12 protein-coding genes are annotated in these 16,869 nt (G+C 40.4%); 1 reads left to right on the plus strand and 11 read right to left on the minus strand.

All coding sequences use genetic code 11. The annotated features are described in order from the left end of the window. Positions 1-175: 175 nt before the first annotated feature. Positions 176-307: a PDDEXK nuclease domain-containing protein gene (locus B5X76_RS22415; RefSeq protein WP_217699608.1), complete on the plus strand. Its 132-nt coding sequence runs from the start codon at positions 176-178 to the stop codon at positions 305-307. Between the two features lie 21 nt (positions 308-328). Here B5X76_RS22415 and B5X76_RS00840 read toward each other — a convergent pair whose 3' ends face one another. The 11 genes from B5X76_RS00840 to B5X76_RS00885 all read right to left on the minus strand — a co-directional run bounded on the left by B5X76_RS00840 (position 329) and on the right by B5X76_RS00885 (position 16,866). Continuing rightward, entirely contained in the window at positions 329-589 is a 261-nt protein-coding gene (locus B5X76_RS00840; RefSeq protein ID WP_176140950.1) for a helix-turn-helix domain-containing protein, read from the minus strand. Next, positions 541-708, minus strand: a complete 168-nt coding sequence (locus B5X76_RS22420; protein ID WP_394333387.1) for an AraC family transcriptional regulator — start codon at positions 706-708, stop codon at positions 541-543. The genes B5X76_RS00840 and B5X76_RS22420 overlap by 49 nt, the downstream gene beginning before the upstream one ends. Before the next feature lie 176 nt (positions 709-884). Further along, on the minus strand, positions 885-2,459 hold the full coding sequence (locus B5X76_RS00845) for a M28 family metallopeptidase (protein ID WP_079640532.1): 1,575 nt from the start codon (positions 2,457-2,459) through the stop codon (positions 885-887). Positions 2,460-2,479: 20 nt separating this feature from the next. Next, the gene (locus B5X76_RS00850; RefSeq protein WP_176140951.1) at positions 2,480-4,096 is read right to left on the minus strand and encodes a S8 family serine peptidase; all 1,617 of its coding nucleotides are present in this window, start codon (positions 4,094-4,096) and stop codon (positions 2,480-2,482) included. A gap of 102 nt (positions 4,097-4,198) precedes the next feature. Further along, on the minus strand, positions 4,199-5,929 hold the full coding sequence (locus B5X76_RS22120) for a TlpA disulfide reductase family protein (protein ID WP_079640534.1): 1,731 nt from the start codon (positions 5,927-5,929) through the stop codon (positions 4,199-4,201). A gap of 3 nt (positions 5,930-5,932) precedes the next feature. Continuing rightward, the gene (locus tag B5X76_RS00860) at positions 5,933-7,108 is read right to left on the minus strand and encodes a TlpA disulfide reductase family protein (RefSeq protein WP_079640535.1); all 1,176 of its coding nucleotides are present in this window, start codon (positions 7,106-7,108) and stop codon (positions 5,933-5,935) included. 10 nt (positions 7,109-7,118) lie between these two features. Beyond that, positions 7,119-9,527, minus strand: coding sequence for a zinc-dependent metalloprotease (locus tag B5X76_RS00865; protein ID WP_079640536.1), 2,409 nt, complete (start codon positions 9,525-9,527; stop codon positions 7,119-7,121). Positions 9,528-9,531: 4 nt separating this feature from the next. Next, positions 9,532-11,541 carry a zinc-dependent metalloprotease gene (locus B5X76_RS00870; protein WP_079640537.1) on the minus strand — a complete coding sequence of 670 codons (2,010 nt, stop codon included), beginning with the start codon at positions 11,539-11,541 and terminating at the stop codon, positions 9,532-9,534. 97 nt (positions 11,542-11,638) lie between these two features. Continuing rightward, complete coding sequence (locus B5X76_RS00875) at positions 11,639-12,892, minus strand: TlpA family protein disulfide reductase (protein ID WP_079640538.1); 1,254 nt, start codon at positions 12,890-12,892, stop codon at positions 11,639-11,641. Continuing rightward, complete coding sequence (locus B5X76_RS00880) at positions 12,889-15,279, minus strand: TlpA family protein disulfide reductase (protein WP_079640539.1); 2,391 nt, start codon at positions 15,277-15,279, stop codon at positions 12,889-12,891. The genes B5X76_RS00875 and B5X76_RS00880 overlap by 4 nt, the downstream gene beginning before the upstream one ends. Before the next feature lie 21 nt (positions 15,280-15,300). Next, positions 15,301-16,866 (minus strand): PKD-like family lipoprotein, encoded by a 1,566-nt coding sequence (locus tag B5X76_RS00885; RefSeq protein ID WP_176140952.1) that lies wholly within the window; start codon positions 16,864-16,866, stop codon positions 15,301-15,303. Positions 16,867-16,869: the final 3 nt, after the last annotated feature.

The following is a 16,869-nucleotide window of genomic DNA, read 5'->3' on the forward strand; positions in this document are numbered from 1 at the left end:
CACTTGAAATACAAAAAGTTGCCCTTATTGTCATCAAAAAAAAACAGATTCTTCTCACCAAAGGGAAGATAGAGATATCGTCAAAAAGGGGCGAACAAACGGCCGAAACCATTGAAGCGAAAGACATCATCAAGTCTCCTTTTACCTTTGAATTTCTGGGATTAAAGCCAAAGATGTGGTTTATGAAAGTGACCTAGAAAGATTGCTACTTGAACATTTAGAGAGCTTTCTTCTCGAAATGGGCCACGGCTTCTGTTTTGAAGCCAAACAAAAGAGTGGACTTGTCTTTGAATTGCTTTTCTTATAAAACGTTCTGTTTTATAAAATATTATATAGCTTCATCATATTTGTGTTCAGCAGCCACATATTTATCCACATAGTTGGCGACATAGGAAGAGGGCGACACCCCAACGATACGCTTAAACATCCGGTTGAAGTTAGATACGCTGGTAAAACCACATGTATACGCTATGTTAGAAATAGTCAATTCATCGACATTAGTCACAAGCAACTCACATGCCTTTTTCACCCGAAAATTATCTAGGTAAAAAATAAAATCTGCCCAGTGTGCTTTTTGAAATATCGGCAAAAAGCTTTGGGGCTTAAACAGGCTTGATCGGCTACATCTTTTAAGGCGATTTGCTCTGCAAAACTCTCCGCTACATATTTAAATATGTTATGAATTCGTTTAGGATAAACTGTATACAAAATCTATTTTTAAATAGTAAAGACAATGCTAGTCTTAAAAAAAAGTTCATTTATTAAAAAATATGAATCGGTTTGTCTATGATTTAAATTTTCACTTCTTGGTTGTAAAATTGATAGACATGGCTGGTATTAAACAGATAATTGGAAAAACCAAGATAGCTGCAGCATGCTATCAACTATTCCATTTTTGGCCGATCTGTCCGATTAGCAATTTCCCATATGGTATGAAAAATGAGTTTCTCCCGTTTTACCATGGTTGGAAAGTCGATTTTATCCACCGTATCTTCGGGCGTATGGTAATGGGGATGTGTACCCGAAAAGAAATATAAGGATGGTATATTTTTTAAAGCGAAGTTGTAATGATCTGACCGTTCGTATACACGTGTTGGTTCTTGAGGATCATTATAAAAGGTATCCAATTCTAGTTGGGTATACTTGTTATTTACCTCCTCCGTAATAGTCCTTAGATCTTTACCTAACTTATCCCAACCCACAGGGTGTATATAATTGGGATTGCCATTCAAATGCTTGTCATCGATACGGCCTATCATATCGATATTGATACAGGCCACGGTTTGCTCTAGGGGAACTAAGGGGTTTTCCACATAATATTTAGACCCTAATAAACCTCTTTCTTCTGCCGCAAATGCCATAAAGAGTATACTTCTTCTGGGGCCTTTACCTTCCCTTTTTGCTTGAGCAAAGCTTCTCGCTAATTCGAGTACAGCGGTACTTCCCGAACCATTATCATCAGCCCCAGGAAAAAAAGTTCCATCAGCTAGAATACCTTCATGATCGTAATGACCACAGACGACAATATACTCTTCCTTTAGATCCGTCCCTGGTAGTAAGCCAATAACATTAGCATCTGAAAACCGTGCATTGACATGCCCCATTTCCGTCCGAATTTGGGTCTTCAATATAATTGATTCTTGTACTCCTAGAGCTGCAAGCGCTTTAAACTTAGCTAAAGATGTGTTACACTGTGCCAACACCCCATCTGCCACCTGTTCTGTGATATGGATTACAGGTACAAAATCAGTACCCGAGCTGGAGGCTGGAGTAACTTGTTCACCCTTATCCAAAGCTACTGATCCGCCGAATAATGCATTCATGTTACGTATGCTCTTAGGATTGATACTGGGGCTACAGGCGATCACCAGTTTAGGTTTTAACTTATTAATCTCCTGCACTCTTTTGAATCGATTTTTTGTCCATTCGGATTTTTCGGGGGTACCTGTGAGTAGTGAGTTCCCCTTTTGATCCACCGGTTCTCCTTCGTCATATAGCATGACAATCCGTCCTTTTAAATCCATTTGCTTAATCTCATTGTAGTTTACATCCTGCAGACCATATCCTACAAACACGATTTCATCTCCTTGGTATACGTCCATCTCATTTCTCCCCAAGACATAAAAATCGTTAAGATAGTTCAACTGGGTATTGCCAAACTTCATTTGCTTAACCTGGTAAGCTGACCTACGTAAGGCTACAGGTTGAAAATAAGACGTAGCATCGCCTATGGGCTTCAAGCCATAGGCTTTAAAATGCTTAGCAATATACTCCTCCGCCAGTCGACCTCCCTTTTGTCCAGTGCCGCGTCCTTCAAACTCTTTACCCGCGAGTATATCCAAGTGTTGCTTTGAGGTTTTAACGGTAATCGCATCGGCATATTTTTTTTGGGCTTGCAATAGGCTAACTGTAGTGAAGCCGATTAGCAAGAGCAAAATTGTGCATTTTTTAGTATTCATATATAATTTGTTAGAAAAAGCTATTTACCTTGTTTGACTATTTTTTCAGCTAGCTGTACCGCATCGAAAGCATTAACTATGCCTCCAGTTCTACAAAGCTGATGGAGTGACACAGACTCCTTTTGCCCTGGTATGAAGACGGGGGCATCTGGTATACGCACACTTTTTTCGATTATATGTTTAACCTGTACTGCTGTCAACTCGGGATAGTAAGATAGCAGTAAAGCAGCGATACCGGAGACTATCGGAGCGGCCATACTTGTTCCATCTAAGCTGGCATAGGGATTTACCCCGGGAAAGGTGGAATAGATCTGTACTCCGGGAGCAAATACATCCACCTTATTCTTTCCATAATTGCTGAAATGCGCAGCTAGATTACCCAGTTTCGGATCCCCACTAGCACCTACGGTTATCCAATTTGTGATTTTTTTTCCCGAGAGCAGATAGGCTGTAGGATATACTGGAATCTCATCGACATTCTTGGCATCATTACCAGCGGCATGAACCAGAAGGACTCCCTTTTTTTGGGCATATTTAACGGCCTCATCTACCCATTTTTTATCCGGTGAAAATGCTTTCCCAAAGCTCATGTTAATAACTTTGGCACCTCTATCCACAGCATAGCGAATGGCGAGCGCTACATCTTTGTCGTGCTCGTCACCATCTGGAATAGCGCGAACAGCTAGTATCCGCACCTGATCTGCCACACCGTCAATTCCGATTTCATTATTACGTTCGGCTGCAATAATGCCTGCGACATGCGTACCGTGTTCCGCACTTTTGGCGTTGGTCAATAATATACCTGATCCATAATATTTATCCTTTATATCATCATACTTGTCGTCCAGTACCATCTTGCGGTACTCCACCGGAGGCTTCGTTCCCATAGTGGCTTTTTCAATTCCAAAAAAAGCTCCCATGCCTTCCAAAAATGCCCTATTGGTCAGCCCTGACTGTCCCTCTTTATTGCCATAGGATGCAAACAATCCGACAAATCCAGACGTCCGGGTATCCTCTTCTTTATATAGAGCCAGGTCGGCAACGGTAAATATATCCTTCCCAATTGCTTTGCTAATGATGGAATCTCCTTTTACGAATACGTCAAATCGCTCTCTAGTTGACTTTGCAGACTCCGTATTACTCAGCCTATTGATCTCTTTCTGCGCACGTTGCCATTCTACAAATTTCTGTCGATCTTTCCTTTTGACCTTATCCAGCGATAAAGTCTCAAAACGCGTTTTATAAGTCCAGTAAAAACGGGCTAGCTCATAGGAATCTTTGGTGACAGAACCTCCATCCCTATTGCTGATAAAGTTCCATCCATGAACATCATCCTTATAACCATTTTTATCTTCATCCTCCCCATTTCTCGTAAGGTCTTTGGGATTAACCCATAGTACATTTTTTAAGTCCACATGCGCGGTATCGATTCCCGAATCAATGACTCCAACGATCACTTGCTGTGGTTTTCTTCCTGTAGATTTTAGGAAAGAATAAGCTTTATCGAGACTTATCCCCCAATAGTCATCCACTTGTTTGTCTTTCAGATGCCAGCCTGCATGCTGGGCAAGACCATCCGTATATATTGCACATAAAATAGCCAACAAAGCTATTCTTTGAATAGATTTAAAATTCATTACGTTGTTTAAATAGATTAGAAAAAGATCATTCGTAATAGAAAGGAGCTGCATTCAACAGCTCCCTCACTCACGGTGTTTATATTGGATTGGATAAATTCCTTAAGGCATTAATTCAGCTAGTTTAGCTTTCAAACCATCCTTATCTTTACCTTCGAAGATGCCGTAAAGTTTCCCGCTCTTATCAAAGATTATTTTTTTCACAAGAGATCCGCCGGAACAGTGGTACGGGAAGTATTGTTCCTTATTTTCTTCTTCTTCCAGTAATTGCACCCAAGGTGTACCATCTTCACGTACCGCACGTTTACCAGTGAATAGGCGCATATTCATATCTTTAGAATGCTCTGCAGCAACACCCACCATTTCCAGTCCCTTATCTTTATATGTAGCATACATTTCTTTTAAAAAAGGATGACTAGCGCGACATGGACCGCACCAGCTTGCCCAAAAATCCAATAGGATATACGTGCTATTTACACCCGCTAAGCCACGTACTTTGCCATCAAAATCTGGACGTAACATAATTTTGTAAAGAATCTGGTAGTTGGATTCATTACCAGTCGGTTGAATATTTGACAGTTTTCCAGCCAGCTCTTTTACCTTCGGAAATTTCCCAACGACTTCTTGGGTTCGCTTTTGTATTTCAGGTTCTGCATGTATATAGGATGCCCAGATTGGAGCGATTTCTGCAGACCTCCCGGTATTGCATAGCGCCATGACATAACTGTAAGTTAATAAACTTTCCAACGCCGGCGAAACTACATGTATAACTCCATCATCCGATGTGTTCACCAGCGTATGTAAGTCAGTAGGGAAAAATTGTGCCGTTGTAAAGATCGGCTGCAGGTATTTAATATAAGCGGCTTCATTTCCCGGAAGTGGAAGCAACTGTATGTAGCCTTCTACCAGTTTACTATATGCAAGTAAATAATCTAATTTTACCAAGCCCGCATCCGAAAGTTCTAAAATCTGATCCTGTGCAGCCTGCAAAATTTCAATACCGGCTTTAAACTGCTTTTTCTCCTTTAAAATCTGCGCCAATGCGCAAAGGGCTTCAAATTTGATAGAAAGATCATCTATGTTAGTCAGGTACCCCTTAGCATCTGCTATTTTGTTGGCCTTGATATAATCTAACGCCAGCTCTGCATACATCTTGTCCTTCAACTGGATCTGGTATGGATTGTCCAAACGTATAACCTGTATCATAGCCAATTTCTCCGCTATAGTTGCCTTTGATAAGAAATCGCTATGCTGCTTGAAGGCATCGTTCAATTGATTCATTTCCTGTTGATAGTTTCCCGACAAAGCCAACTTAGACGTCTCCGCAAAAATATTCATAACAGAATCCAAAGTTTTACCGGTAAACTTACGGATCAGCTTACCCTGTGCATCAAACAAAAAGCTTGTCGGATATTCGGTAACGCCGAACGCTTTGGCTGCAGAAAATTTTTCGATATTATCGTTATCCAATAATTGGATCAGCTTGTGATCGTACTCTCCTAAAGAATTCTGCCAAGCTTCCCGAGTCGCCTTAGTCAGCTCTGGAAGATGAGAGACCCGAATTACGGCTACACCTTCTACCTTGGTTTTTACGACAGGGATCGTCTTCCTGAACATGGTCAACGCTTCATCATTCGGATCTCCAGAAAATGCCACTAGGAGCATCTTGTCTTTCACAGAAGCGGGATCCACTTTTTGTCCTTGGGCATCCAACTTGGTTTCTAAAAGTCTACGAAGATTGGATTGAACCGTTTGGGGGTCTAGGTCCTGCTGTCCCTGCACCCATAATACAACGAAGCCCAATAAAGCTGTACTTAAAATCCTTCTTAACATAATTTAGTGTTTATTTTTAGCTATTTCAATCATTAAGGACAATTCCTCGATCAGTTCGTCATCACCGCCCATAAATCCGGCCGTCTTAAAACGTATGATTCCATCTCGGTCGATAATTATCTTATTGGGCATCCCCCCCCTACCAAGCGCTTCATATGCTGGACTCGTTTTAGTCTCCTTGTCCATCGGGTCTATATAGAGATCCATTTCATAATTGTGCTTCCTAAAATATTCGAACGCTATCTTTTTCGCATCACCTTTTTCCAAGGTATTGATAAATAAAAATTGAACATCATTGTCTGATTTAAATTTGTTTACCACCTTTTGCATAGCGGGTAAGGCCTTCATACAAGGAATACACCAGGTACCCCATAGGTCAATAACAACGGTCTTACCTTTAAAATCATGAATGGATACCGATTTCCCATGGACATCATAGACCGTAAAGGCTTTTACGGGAACATTGACTTCCATTTTTGTCAGTTTATCTTTTAGCTCATCCTGCAGGTTCTGCTGTAATCCACTAAAATATTGATTTACATCCGCTGTCGGGTGCAGAGCCTGATGAGACTTTTTCAATTGCACTTTTACGGCCTCATCCGCAAAACCTGTTTTCACCAATTCTTCCAGATAAGGGAAAGCTTTCTCATATTGCCCATTCAGACTTAAGACATAATGGTAATTTCGGTTCAACTCTTTTCGCACCATTATTTTATCATAGGCCAACGCTAAATAAGGCAAGGCTTCCTTGTATTTTGCATTGTGCATTAAAATGGTTCCATATACCGCTGCTAGTTCGGCATAACCCTTTGAATCTGTAGATTGCTTATCCACTTTATCTACCCGCTTCTTGATGCGTTCTTCCCAGGCTAATCGGTCGGGTTCATCTAAAAGACCGACGATTGTACTTGCAGCTTGAGCAAAAGGTAAATCACTACTGATGTGATCGATCATTTCTTCGGCTTTAGCATTATTTTTGTCACGGGTATACTTGACAGCTAGGGTACTGTACCAGACATCCCGCTCTTCTGGGGTTAACTGCGATTTGTTCCGTTCAAATTTATCCGCCAGTTCTGCCGTAGGTGCAAACAAATCGTTCGCTGTAAAGACCAAAGCTTTCTTTTCCTGTGCATAATTCAATCCTGCATATAACAATGCAAGTGTTAACAATTTTTTCATCTCTCTCTATTTAATAGTTTATTTCATATCGATCCTCGCAGCAAGAATAAGCTGACATCACCCGATGAGTCTGCTCCTCTTGTCGAATCTGTCGTTGTTGAATAACGGCTTTTAAGACTTCCGGATTTGCTAGACTCTGTATGCGAATCTGCAAAGCTTGCAGGTGTCTTCGGCTTGCAGGTTCCTTAAATTTCAACACAGCTTGAGCAATCTGTTTTTGCAAACGATCGCCCAAAAACTTAGCTGTAGGCTCACTCATGATCTGATCAATAAAAGATGCCTGTAAAAATTGTCTGTTTGCTGATATGGGCTTTGCTGTGTTCAATTCTTCAAATAGAATGTCTTGGATATCCAATAACATTTCTTCAAACGTATATTGTTCAGCAACAGGTGCTATTAAATTTGCTGCTTTTAAGCTTTTCATGGCCCGATCACTGATCAAATTATCTAAAACCTTCTGTTGACTTTTCTTTAATTCTGCATGCAGATCAAGTCCTGTTTTACGGGCAATAGTATTATGCAACAACCAGCTTGGTGTATCAAACAACTGCGTTTCTAAAAATTCCACGGCACTTTTCCGCTTATCTTTAGGCACATAGCCGAGCGACAAGCCCTGATCGCCTTTAAATCGCGTGGTATCTGTACCCAAGCGAATGGTATGAGCCACATGCCCCAAGTAATTATCATACTGCGCAAACAGCCCGAGGGTCATCCTATGCAGATCGTTAAAATCTTCAATAGAAGATTTGGTCCATTCTTCTAGGTTCTCCATGACTATTTTTAGATTCTTAATCCCATATGTTGACGCCTTAATCGCATCATCACCCAGATCTTCAATCAATACACGCGCATCGTCGGGTATCAACAAAAAGTCGACAACCGAAAACAGCCTTTTATCTTTGCTTAACTCATCGGTCGCCCAGTTCTGCAAAAATTCTTGCTCTTGCTCTGCAGTCCAATCCTCTGGAAACCAACGATACCCCCACGCTATAGCCCATTTATCATAAATACCGATGTGTCTACCCAATAATTCCGTTGGGATGTTATCTTCTGGCTGTGCGACATAATTAAACCGGCAATATTCCATGATGGAGTGGCTAATGCCATTTTCTTTCAAATAAGTAACACTACGCAAACTGTCTACCGGAATGGAAGAGGAGGCAATAAAATTGTGCCGTAGTCCTAAACTATGGCCGACCTCATGCATAGTCAACCTTCGAATCATTCTACCCATGATTTCATCATCGAGCAGCACCTTCCTTCCTGCAGGATCGTTGGGGCCTGCCTGTATCATGTACCATTCCTGAAAATTAGTTAATATATTATGGTACCATTCGACATGTCCCTCCATGATCTCACCCGATCGTGGATCATGTGTACGCTCCCCTTTGGCATTTGCTCCTGTAAACGGCATATAGACAACAGCACTATGCTTGGCATCATAAATGGATACACCAACCGTATCCGTAGGCAACATCTGCCCATAAATAGCATTTTTAAAACCTGCCTTCTCAAATGCTTCCTGCCAGTCATTGATACCTTGTATGATGTATTGTACATATTTTTCGGGTGTGGTCGGATCAATATAAAATACAATAGGCTTTTGCGGTTCTACGAGTTCACCTTGCAGATAACGGGTTATATCTGCTGGCTTGGGTTCTAATCGAAAACGGGTTATAACATTTTTTTTATTTGTTTTATTCGTGTCTAATAATGGATAGCGCTGCGTAAAATAGCCGATCCGTTTATCTTCATAACGCACTTTCATGGGCTTTTTAGGCAGCATACTAAAGGAAGTTGTGTATTCCTCGCTCACCTTATCAGGACCATTCACGTAGGTTCCTCTAAATTGAATATCCATATGTTCCCCATAGCCCTGTATATCGATAATTTCAGAACACTCTGGCATAAATTTTCCACCATTCCCCCCTATTAATGTAAGATCCTGTTGTATAAAGTCTGAAAAATCTATGGTCGTAATACCTAGTACACTATCCCTGTATAGTATACCTGCACGTGCATTGAAATCACCTAATTTAACAGGAATGTTCGGATACACACTCTCTTCCAAATAAGAAATATAGACTCTATTTTGCTCATCCAGTTTAAACTGAACCATACGCGTTCGTATTCGTACGCCGGACTGTCCTGCCCCGTATCTTCCCGTAATCTTTGAAATACGGGTCACCATAGCGATATCTCGGCCAAAGATACTATCTGGAATACTCAGCAAAAAGCGATCCTTCTGTTTCGCTAATGTAAAAAAACCAGGATTCAACACATGGCCGCTATTCTCCATTGCCAACCCATTTACTTTATATTGGGCAACTACAACATTAACCTGAATCAGGAGTAATACAAAAAAGCCCAAACACAGTATATATATTGAATAGTATGTACTTAATTTTTTATCGCGCATAATGTTATTTCTTGTTTCGCTGAAGCTGTTCTATGGCTATCGCGCGAATTTCGTATAAATGAGGATCTTTGCCCTTGGATAATGATTCCAATTGTTGTGTTACTAAACTTTTAAAACGTTCACCTTGACCTCTGTTACTCCCTAAAAAATCTGTGAGCATTTGATCAAATGTGTACTGATCCCGCTGGGGAAGTCTATAGCTGGCTAGTTGCATCGCACTATAGGTAGCCGGACTGAGCAATTGTTTTAAGACCATGCTTTGTACAGTCTCTATATTGACCAACTGATCCAAGATCAGGCTGTCAAAAATATATTTAGTTATAAAACGCAGCGCTTCTTGTTTACGCTTTTTCGGCAGGTACCCTTTTATACGCGATGTAGCAGCATAGGATACCGGTTCTTGAAATTGTCCTTGTACCACTGCACACGCATTATTCAGTAAGGTAGAATACTGATCGACAAGTACTTTTTTCCACACATTGATCTTTAGGGTATCTGTTGGATGATCCATTTGATAAGAACGAATATACTCTGCCGATCGATTCAGATTCTTCATACCTAGGTATGCTGCGGCGATAGGATCATCAGATAAATCCCCCGGACGCGCCTTGGCATCCCCTTTGTCATTTTCAGAAGCACTATACAACAATTGATCATTCTTTGCCAAAGTCTGGTTTACCCAGGTATACCGGGCTATCTGATCGATCGTTTCAGGCTGTTGCCAGCGATAAGCCCATTCTATCGCCCAATGATCGTATGCACCTATTTGCGGTATTTGATAAGCCGCAGGCCATTTAGTACTGGGTTGCAGGACATAATTGCAGGCTATTTCATCCAGAATGGAAGGAGCCATCCCGTATTTGGCTAAATAAGATCGAGCACTCAATTGTTTCAAGGGTACCGTAGAAGACGCATATAAATTAACTTTCAATCCCAATGCCCGACCGACCAATTTGGAGACTTCTTGTTGGATCAACGTAGCTTGAAGGGTTGACATTTCCTTTTCTGAACAAACGCCCAACAACCCCATCTGTACCAGATAAGCGTCTATCAAGCCCTGTAATTTTGATGGTGAGCAGACTATTTTAGCCAGTAGGATTTCACCGGTTCTCGGATCTGTAAAATGTTCGACCGATGCTTCCTTAGCCGTGGAATCCACGCGAATTACGCCGCAACCAGCCAGGGAACTTGAAGGGACATTTTCGTGCCCTGCCAAAGTCTTGGCTACAATAGCATTCCGAAATCCGGCTTTCTCAAATGCCTGCCGCCAGGCCTCTACTGCCTTTTCAAAACTAGGAATCCATGCCGTAGGAATAGAAGCGTCTAAATAAAAAACTAGTGGCTGTTGTGGATCTACGATCTCTCCTTCTTTATAACGCGACACCTCTTCCAATTTAGGTTCTAATCGAAAACGAGACACGATACTTTGCTTCACCCCAGATTTAGGGTTATCAAAATCAATGAAAGTTTCTTGTTCAAAACCGATTCTTGGATCCGAAAAGTAAATCGGCATGGGTTTCTCCGGAAGTACGATAAGATGAGATTGAACTGATTTATTGGCATCAAAAATTGTATCCTTTCCCAACAGAAAAGATTGAATATTCAGTTGGCTATAAGCCGAATTAGATCCTGATTCCATTATAAACTTGGCAAAGAATAAAGGATAATTTGAAATTTCCGTATTGCGCTGCATACCATCAGGTCCACTAGCAATTGATCTTATCTTGTAAAAAGGTTGCTCTAGATCTACCCGTACACTGTCTACTTGTCGAAATCGAATGACCCTGGTTTTCCTATTTTTAGCCTTATCCCCTATTACCAATATTTCTTTACCCAATACGTGTGTCGGTATATAAAGCATTTCTTTATCAGCATGCTTTTTTATTTCAATTTTTCCAGCTTCACTGTTAGTAAAGCGTCCTGCTACTTGTCCTAGCACGTCAGGAATCATACCGCTCATAGTAGCCAATAGCAGTATATATCGAATGTATTTCAATGGCACTTTCTTTAACATCTAAAATTTATATTGGATTTGATTTATATTGGATACCTCATTCTCATCAATGAGAAGGTTATGAGGATATTTTAGCTATACGTGTAGCGACTTGCGATTAAAATCCAAAAATGCTTTTCATTTTAATTTCTAAATCTTCTTTTTTCCCAGAATAGAACCGTGCAATCTCCCGACCATTAGGATCAATCAAAATTTTTGTGGGAAATAGTCCAATCTGAAAAGCCTTCAGCGCATCAAACTTTTCGAGATTTATATTATTCAGCACATTAAGCCAAGTAATTTCATCTTTTTCAATTGCCTTTACCCACAAGTCCTTCGCTTTGTCCAGATCCTTAGGAAACTCATGTCCTACACCCACAATTTCGAAACCTTTATCTTTATATTTATCGTACAACTTGGTCAAATCCATATGCGAAACTCTACAGACTAAACACCAAGACCCCCAAAAATCTAATAACACATATTTTCCTTTTAACTCCTTCGTATCCCACTCTTTCTCCACAGGATCTTGCTTTTGATACAATTGCGTTAAGTTCTTTATAAATAAAGCCGCACTTTTCTTCTGTTGAGCAGTTACTTTTTTATACAATTTGCCCGAGGGATCAAAATCCTTGCAGACGGTCGTCAGCATGGTAGTAGGCAAAGAACCATTACGCACCGCAGTTTCCAGTATATTTCCTACCTGCGTGATTTGTCCTTTTTTATTTAAAAGAGCAGCATATTGCCAAAAAAGCTGTTGCTCAGGCGCTAGCTCTGCTGAGCGAAATCGTTCACTGATGTCCGTATCAAAATATTCTCCAGAAGCGGTATACAAATGACCCAAGTACTTTTCTAAATCAGCATCATTACCTTGTTTCTGCTGCAGATAATGCTTGAGTAGGTTGACCATATAATAGCGATCTTCTATCTCCACTAATTTTTCAGGATGACAGATCTGCTCCAGACTATCCTTAGTCAGATGGAAAGCGTAGTCCGCATCTTCGAGCGCTGAAAATGATTTGATAACTTCTAACGTTACCGTTCTTCTTCTGGATTGATCTATTACTTCGTTGAATATCCGATCCAAATTAACTTTATCCCCCTTTTTGGCATATTCTGCCGCAAGATGAGCAAATAAAATATCCTGACGTGTCGAGACATCAGCCGTATTAGAAAGCACCAGTATTGGCAGGTCTCTGATCACTTTTTCCTTTGCCAACAAATCGGTCAGTTTACTGCTTGCAACAGCAATACTATCTAATTTCTTTGCTAAACTTAATCCAGCGGTATCGCTTAATATAAGCTGCGCTTTAGCTGGTAAGTATAGCGTCAGTGACGCTATACTTACCAATAAAATCAATAATTTTCTCATATTTTAAATAGCTCTTTCAATTTGCTATCTAACTTCGCATCATCTGCCCCCATATAGGTACCTATGTGATTAAAATCTTTGTCAAACAATATTTTAGTTGGAAAAGCCTGAATTTTAAAAGCCTGAAGAGGGTCAAAACCGGAACCTTCCCGGTCATCAGCGATTAATTGAAGCCAAGGTAGACCGTCCATTTGAATGGCAGATTTCCAATTATTTTCTTTGATAGACCAAGGTCCCGATCCTTCAGAGCTAACACCTACAATCTCTAAACCCGCTTCTTTGTACTTTCCATAAAGTTCTTTCAAATGTGGATTGCCAGCTCGGCATGGCGCGCACCAAGACCCCCAGAAGTCTACCAATACATATTTATTTTTTATAGCAGCCTTACCCTGGATTTTATTATTCATATCCTTTTTCAACATCAATTTGACGAGTAAGGCATGATTTGCTTCCGTACCTTTAGGTTTATTTTTATCTAAATATTCAGTCAGTTTAGGTAATTCTTTAAAATCCTGAACCATCTGATTACGCAGGGTACTGTAATTAGAATCAACATTAAGGTAATGACTCAATATCTCCTGTGCCCAATTTATTTCATTTTGCGCATACACTTTTGCCAATTGATAGCTAATTGAGGTTTTATAATCGAAATCAGCGCGAGTATTCTCTCCATGCGTGTCTATGAGAAATAATTTTGAAATCAATGGCTCTCCATACTTCCTAAGAAACGTATTTTTATCAGCTGCATTTGTCTTTTTTAAGACCTCTTTAAAAAGCTGACTGTAACTATTATCATATTCTTCTGCTATCCTGAATAATCCCAGCGTACTCAGCATCATTTTATCCATAACCGCAAAAGCCAAATTATTAAAATAGGGATCGGCATTCATAAGAGGTAATAACTTAGCCAGCGATTCCGCCTTTGCAGTGAGATCATTGATTTCAGTATGGTATTTTTTTGCTTCCGTCCAGCTTTTCTGTTTAGCAAAGTAAATAGCTAGCTCTTTAGCCATTCCATCGCGCATCATAGCTAGATCCTTCACACTTAAATCTGCCAGTTTAATAAAACTGTCATAAGCTAAAGCCTTGCTTTCGGGGTTATCCGCTTTATTAAACTGCTCAAAAGGTACAGCGGTCAATCTCACTTTTTCGGCCCGATGGCGATTCGCTTCATCGCCCATCAGCTCCGCCAGCAGCAAATCTAAACGCTTAGAATTAGTATGATTATTACCTTCTATACGAGCCAGTATCTTACCTGTATTATCGATTAAGATTTTGGTAGGATAACCTAATACGACATAACTTCTATCGGGGTGCTTTAAATCCCGCGAAGATCGGAAAGTCTGCAACCAAGGTAATCCCTGTCTTGCAATCTCCGCACGTAAGATTTCTTCCATCTTATCTAAGTCTGAACCATTTTCATGAGCTATTCCTAAAATTTCAAACCCTGAATCTTTATATTCCTTGTATTTTTCAATCAGCTTCGGATGCGCTTCCGCACAAGGCCCACACCACGATCCCCAAAAGTCCAATAAAATATATTTGCTTTTTTTAACGCGATCCTGCAGGTCAATACCATTCATCTCCGTCAAGGCCGCCAATAACCTTTTGAAATTGCTGCGTTGCACATTTTCAAATTCGGCTACTGCCGCAACATACTTATCTGTTGCATCAGGGATTGCTGCTATGATCTGGTCCTTTGCCCGTAATACATCGATATTATCTGTAGACTTTTCTGTGCTGTACTTCGCAAAAAGTGCAATAACCTCATCATATTTACCCAACGCCTGCAAAGCTTGACCATATTGGATATAATTTTTTGGACTTCTAAAGGTATTACCCATATATTTATACAATACAGATAAATGGTCATATACATCTTGATAGGCCTTCAACCCCACTTTAGCATTCATATATGCACTAATACGGGGAGAATAAAAACCGAACAACTCCCCGTCTTTATCTTCCGCTTTGGCTAATACCGAAGAGATGCTATCCATCTGTTTGCCCACTACATCAACTATAAACTGATAATCACCTCTCTTTAAAAACTCCTCATAAAATCGCACATCAACCTGTTCACGAAAAATCTGTACCCCATCGGATTTTTTCATCCATCGTACTGTATTTTCCTTATCTCCAAGTGCTATATATTCAAAGGCGATGGAATAGGAAAAGTAAGGATCGGCTTTTGGAAAAGCTTTAATCAAAGCCTGGGTTTCCGCATTATTATAGAGTAAAAGCTTTTTACTTAAATCATCCTCTTCAGAAATCTCCTTCCTCAATTCCTGAATGCGTATTTGCGGGCTAGGCAGTTCTTGCGCGCTAGCCGTAGACATACCTACAATGGCTGAAGCGAGCAATAAAAATTTCAAGTTCTTTTTCATAATAGTTATAATTAGCAATTGTTAATTCCTGCCTCTCCAGGATATGTTTTTAACCTTTACGAGATTGGTCCATTTTTCATTAGCCACGGGTGTTATTTCCACTGTGTTTGGGTTTGTGCCCATTGTAAACCGCTGCAATACACCCTTATCGGTATTATTATAACTGGCGATGTACAAAGAATTAGCACCAAGGTTGATTTGCGTACCGAATTTGATCATCGTAATCGGATCAGAACCTGTAGGCGACAACGCGTACAGTCGTTCATTACCTGGGTTATAGTCATAAGCAAATAATTTATTATCAACCAAATAAAATAGAACGGTACGGTTAGACGCGAAAGCATACTGCGTGGCTCGATCAATATTTGCAGCTATGGTCTTATTAATCGGGAAATACCCATTTCGTGCCGGAATCGCCCCGTTCACGTAGAAGCGATAGATAAACAAATCTTGCTGCTGATCTTTCATCAAAGCAAAAGAATTACCATTCGTGGCAGCCTCATCCCCATTAAGCGTATTCTCTCCATAAATTAGTGTACGCCCAGTACCGGCTTGGTTCCAGGGAAAAAGTTCACCACCGGCATCGACCAACTTTTGAGATGCACTGACAAAATAATAGGTCGGAATATAAAGGAAGCGTTCGTTTGTCTGATCGTACCAGATCATGGACGCACTCGACCGCGGAGAATAAAATAAATAAGGGGACGCCTTATAAAAAACTTCTAGGTTATCTGATGTAGAATTAATCGGATTACCAAAGAAATCTCCTGCATTTTCAACAAGATTTGGGCCGAACATATAGCCCCCTTTGGTCACGGTAACCCGAGCGGATTGAAAAAGATCACCCAATGTCCCCGCCATATTATAAGATTGTGGGCCAATAGCAACTGGTTGAAGCTCTTCTGCTGTAAGTGGATACTTCGAAAAAACAGATTTTCCGAAATTATTTTCCACGGAAGAATTTAATGTCGTCCGATCCAAAAAATAAGATCCACTTTCCGTCAGCAACCATAATTTTACGTATGGATCTAGTAAACTGGGCGCGTATTGGATGGAAATAGGGCCTTTAAGTTTTGGCAGTTCACTACCTACCAATAACCTTCTGGCCACACTGGTATCCGCAGCCATGACGAGCATATCTACATCCACATGTTCGTTTTCATCCTCGCCAATTAACATAATCCCTCGTGAAAAAGCAGAACCAACTACAAGTTCAGAAGATTTGGTCCAACGCAAATTAGTCTCCTTATCAAAAACATGTAAATCCAACGCGTACGTTCCTGGGGGGATCTGGACAAAATAATTCAGGTTTAGTGTGCGAGCTAATGTATCTTCTCTTCTTGTGGGATCTTTGGCTATCCAAAGGAATTCATAGCGATTTTCATCCTGTATATCCAAAGAAGAAGAAAAGGAAGGCGCTATCTTTAAAGTATCTATGCTCGCTCGCATTTGATAATTTTCTGCCAATCCCGTTATGCTTATATCATTAATATCTTTGTAATGATAGTTGCCCAAATCCTTGGTACAAGCAGCAAAAAAGCCAACAGTTGTCAAAGCAATTAAAAGGTGCTTATAGGAATATTTCATACT

This window comes from Sphingobacterium nematocida (assembly GCF_900168125.1).
Lineage (GTDB): Bacteria > Bacteroidota > Bacteroidia > Sphingobacteriales > Sphingobacteriaceae > Sphingobacterium > Sphingobacterium nematocida.

Coding starts and splice junctions, on each gene's coding strand:
- B5X76_RS22120 (WP_079640534.1), bottom strand. CDS start 5,929: ATGTTAAGAAGGATTTTAAGTACAGCTTTATTGGGCTTCGTTGTATTA.
- B5X76_RS00850 (WP_176140951.1), bottom strand. CDS start 4,096: ATGAATTTTAAATCTATTCAAAGAATAGCTTTGTTGGCTATTTTATGT.
- B5X76_RS00885 (WP_176140952.1), bottom strand. CDS start 16,866: ATGAAATATTCCTATAAGCACCTTTTAATTGCTTTGACAACTGTTGGC.
- B5X76_RS00880 (WP_079640539.1), bottom strand. CDS start 15,279: ATGAAAAAGAACTTGAAATTTTTATTGCTCGCTTCAGCCATTGTAGGT.
- B5X76_RS00870 (WP_079640537.1), bottom strand. CDS start 11,541: ATGTTAAAGAAAGTGCCATTGAAATACATTCGATATATACTGCTATTG.
- B5X76_RS00845 (WP_079640532.1), bottom strand. CDS start 2,459: ATGAATACTAAAAAATGCACAATTTTGCTCTTGCTAATCGGCTTCACT.
- B5X76_RS00860 (WP_079640535.1), bottom strand. CDS start 7,108: ATGAAAAAATTGTTAACACTTGCATTGTTATATGCAGGATTGAATTAT.
- B5X76_RS00875 (WP_079640538.1), bottom strand. CDS start 12,892: ATGAGAAAATTATTGATTTTATTGGTAAGTATAGCGTCACTGACGCTA.
- B5X76_RS00865 (WP_079640536.1), bottom strand. CDS start 9,527: ATGCGCGATAAAAAATTAAGTACATACTATTCAATATATATACTGTGT.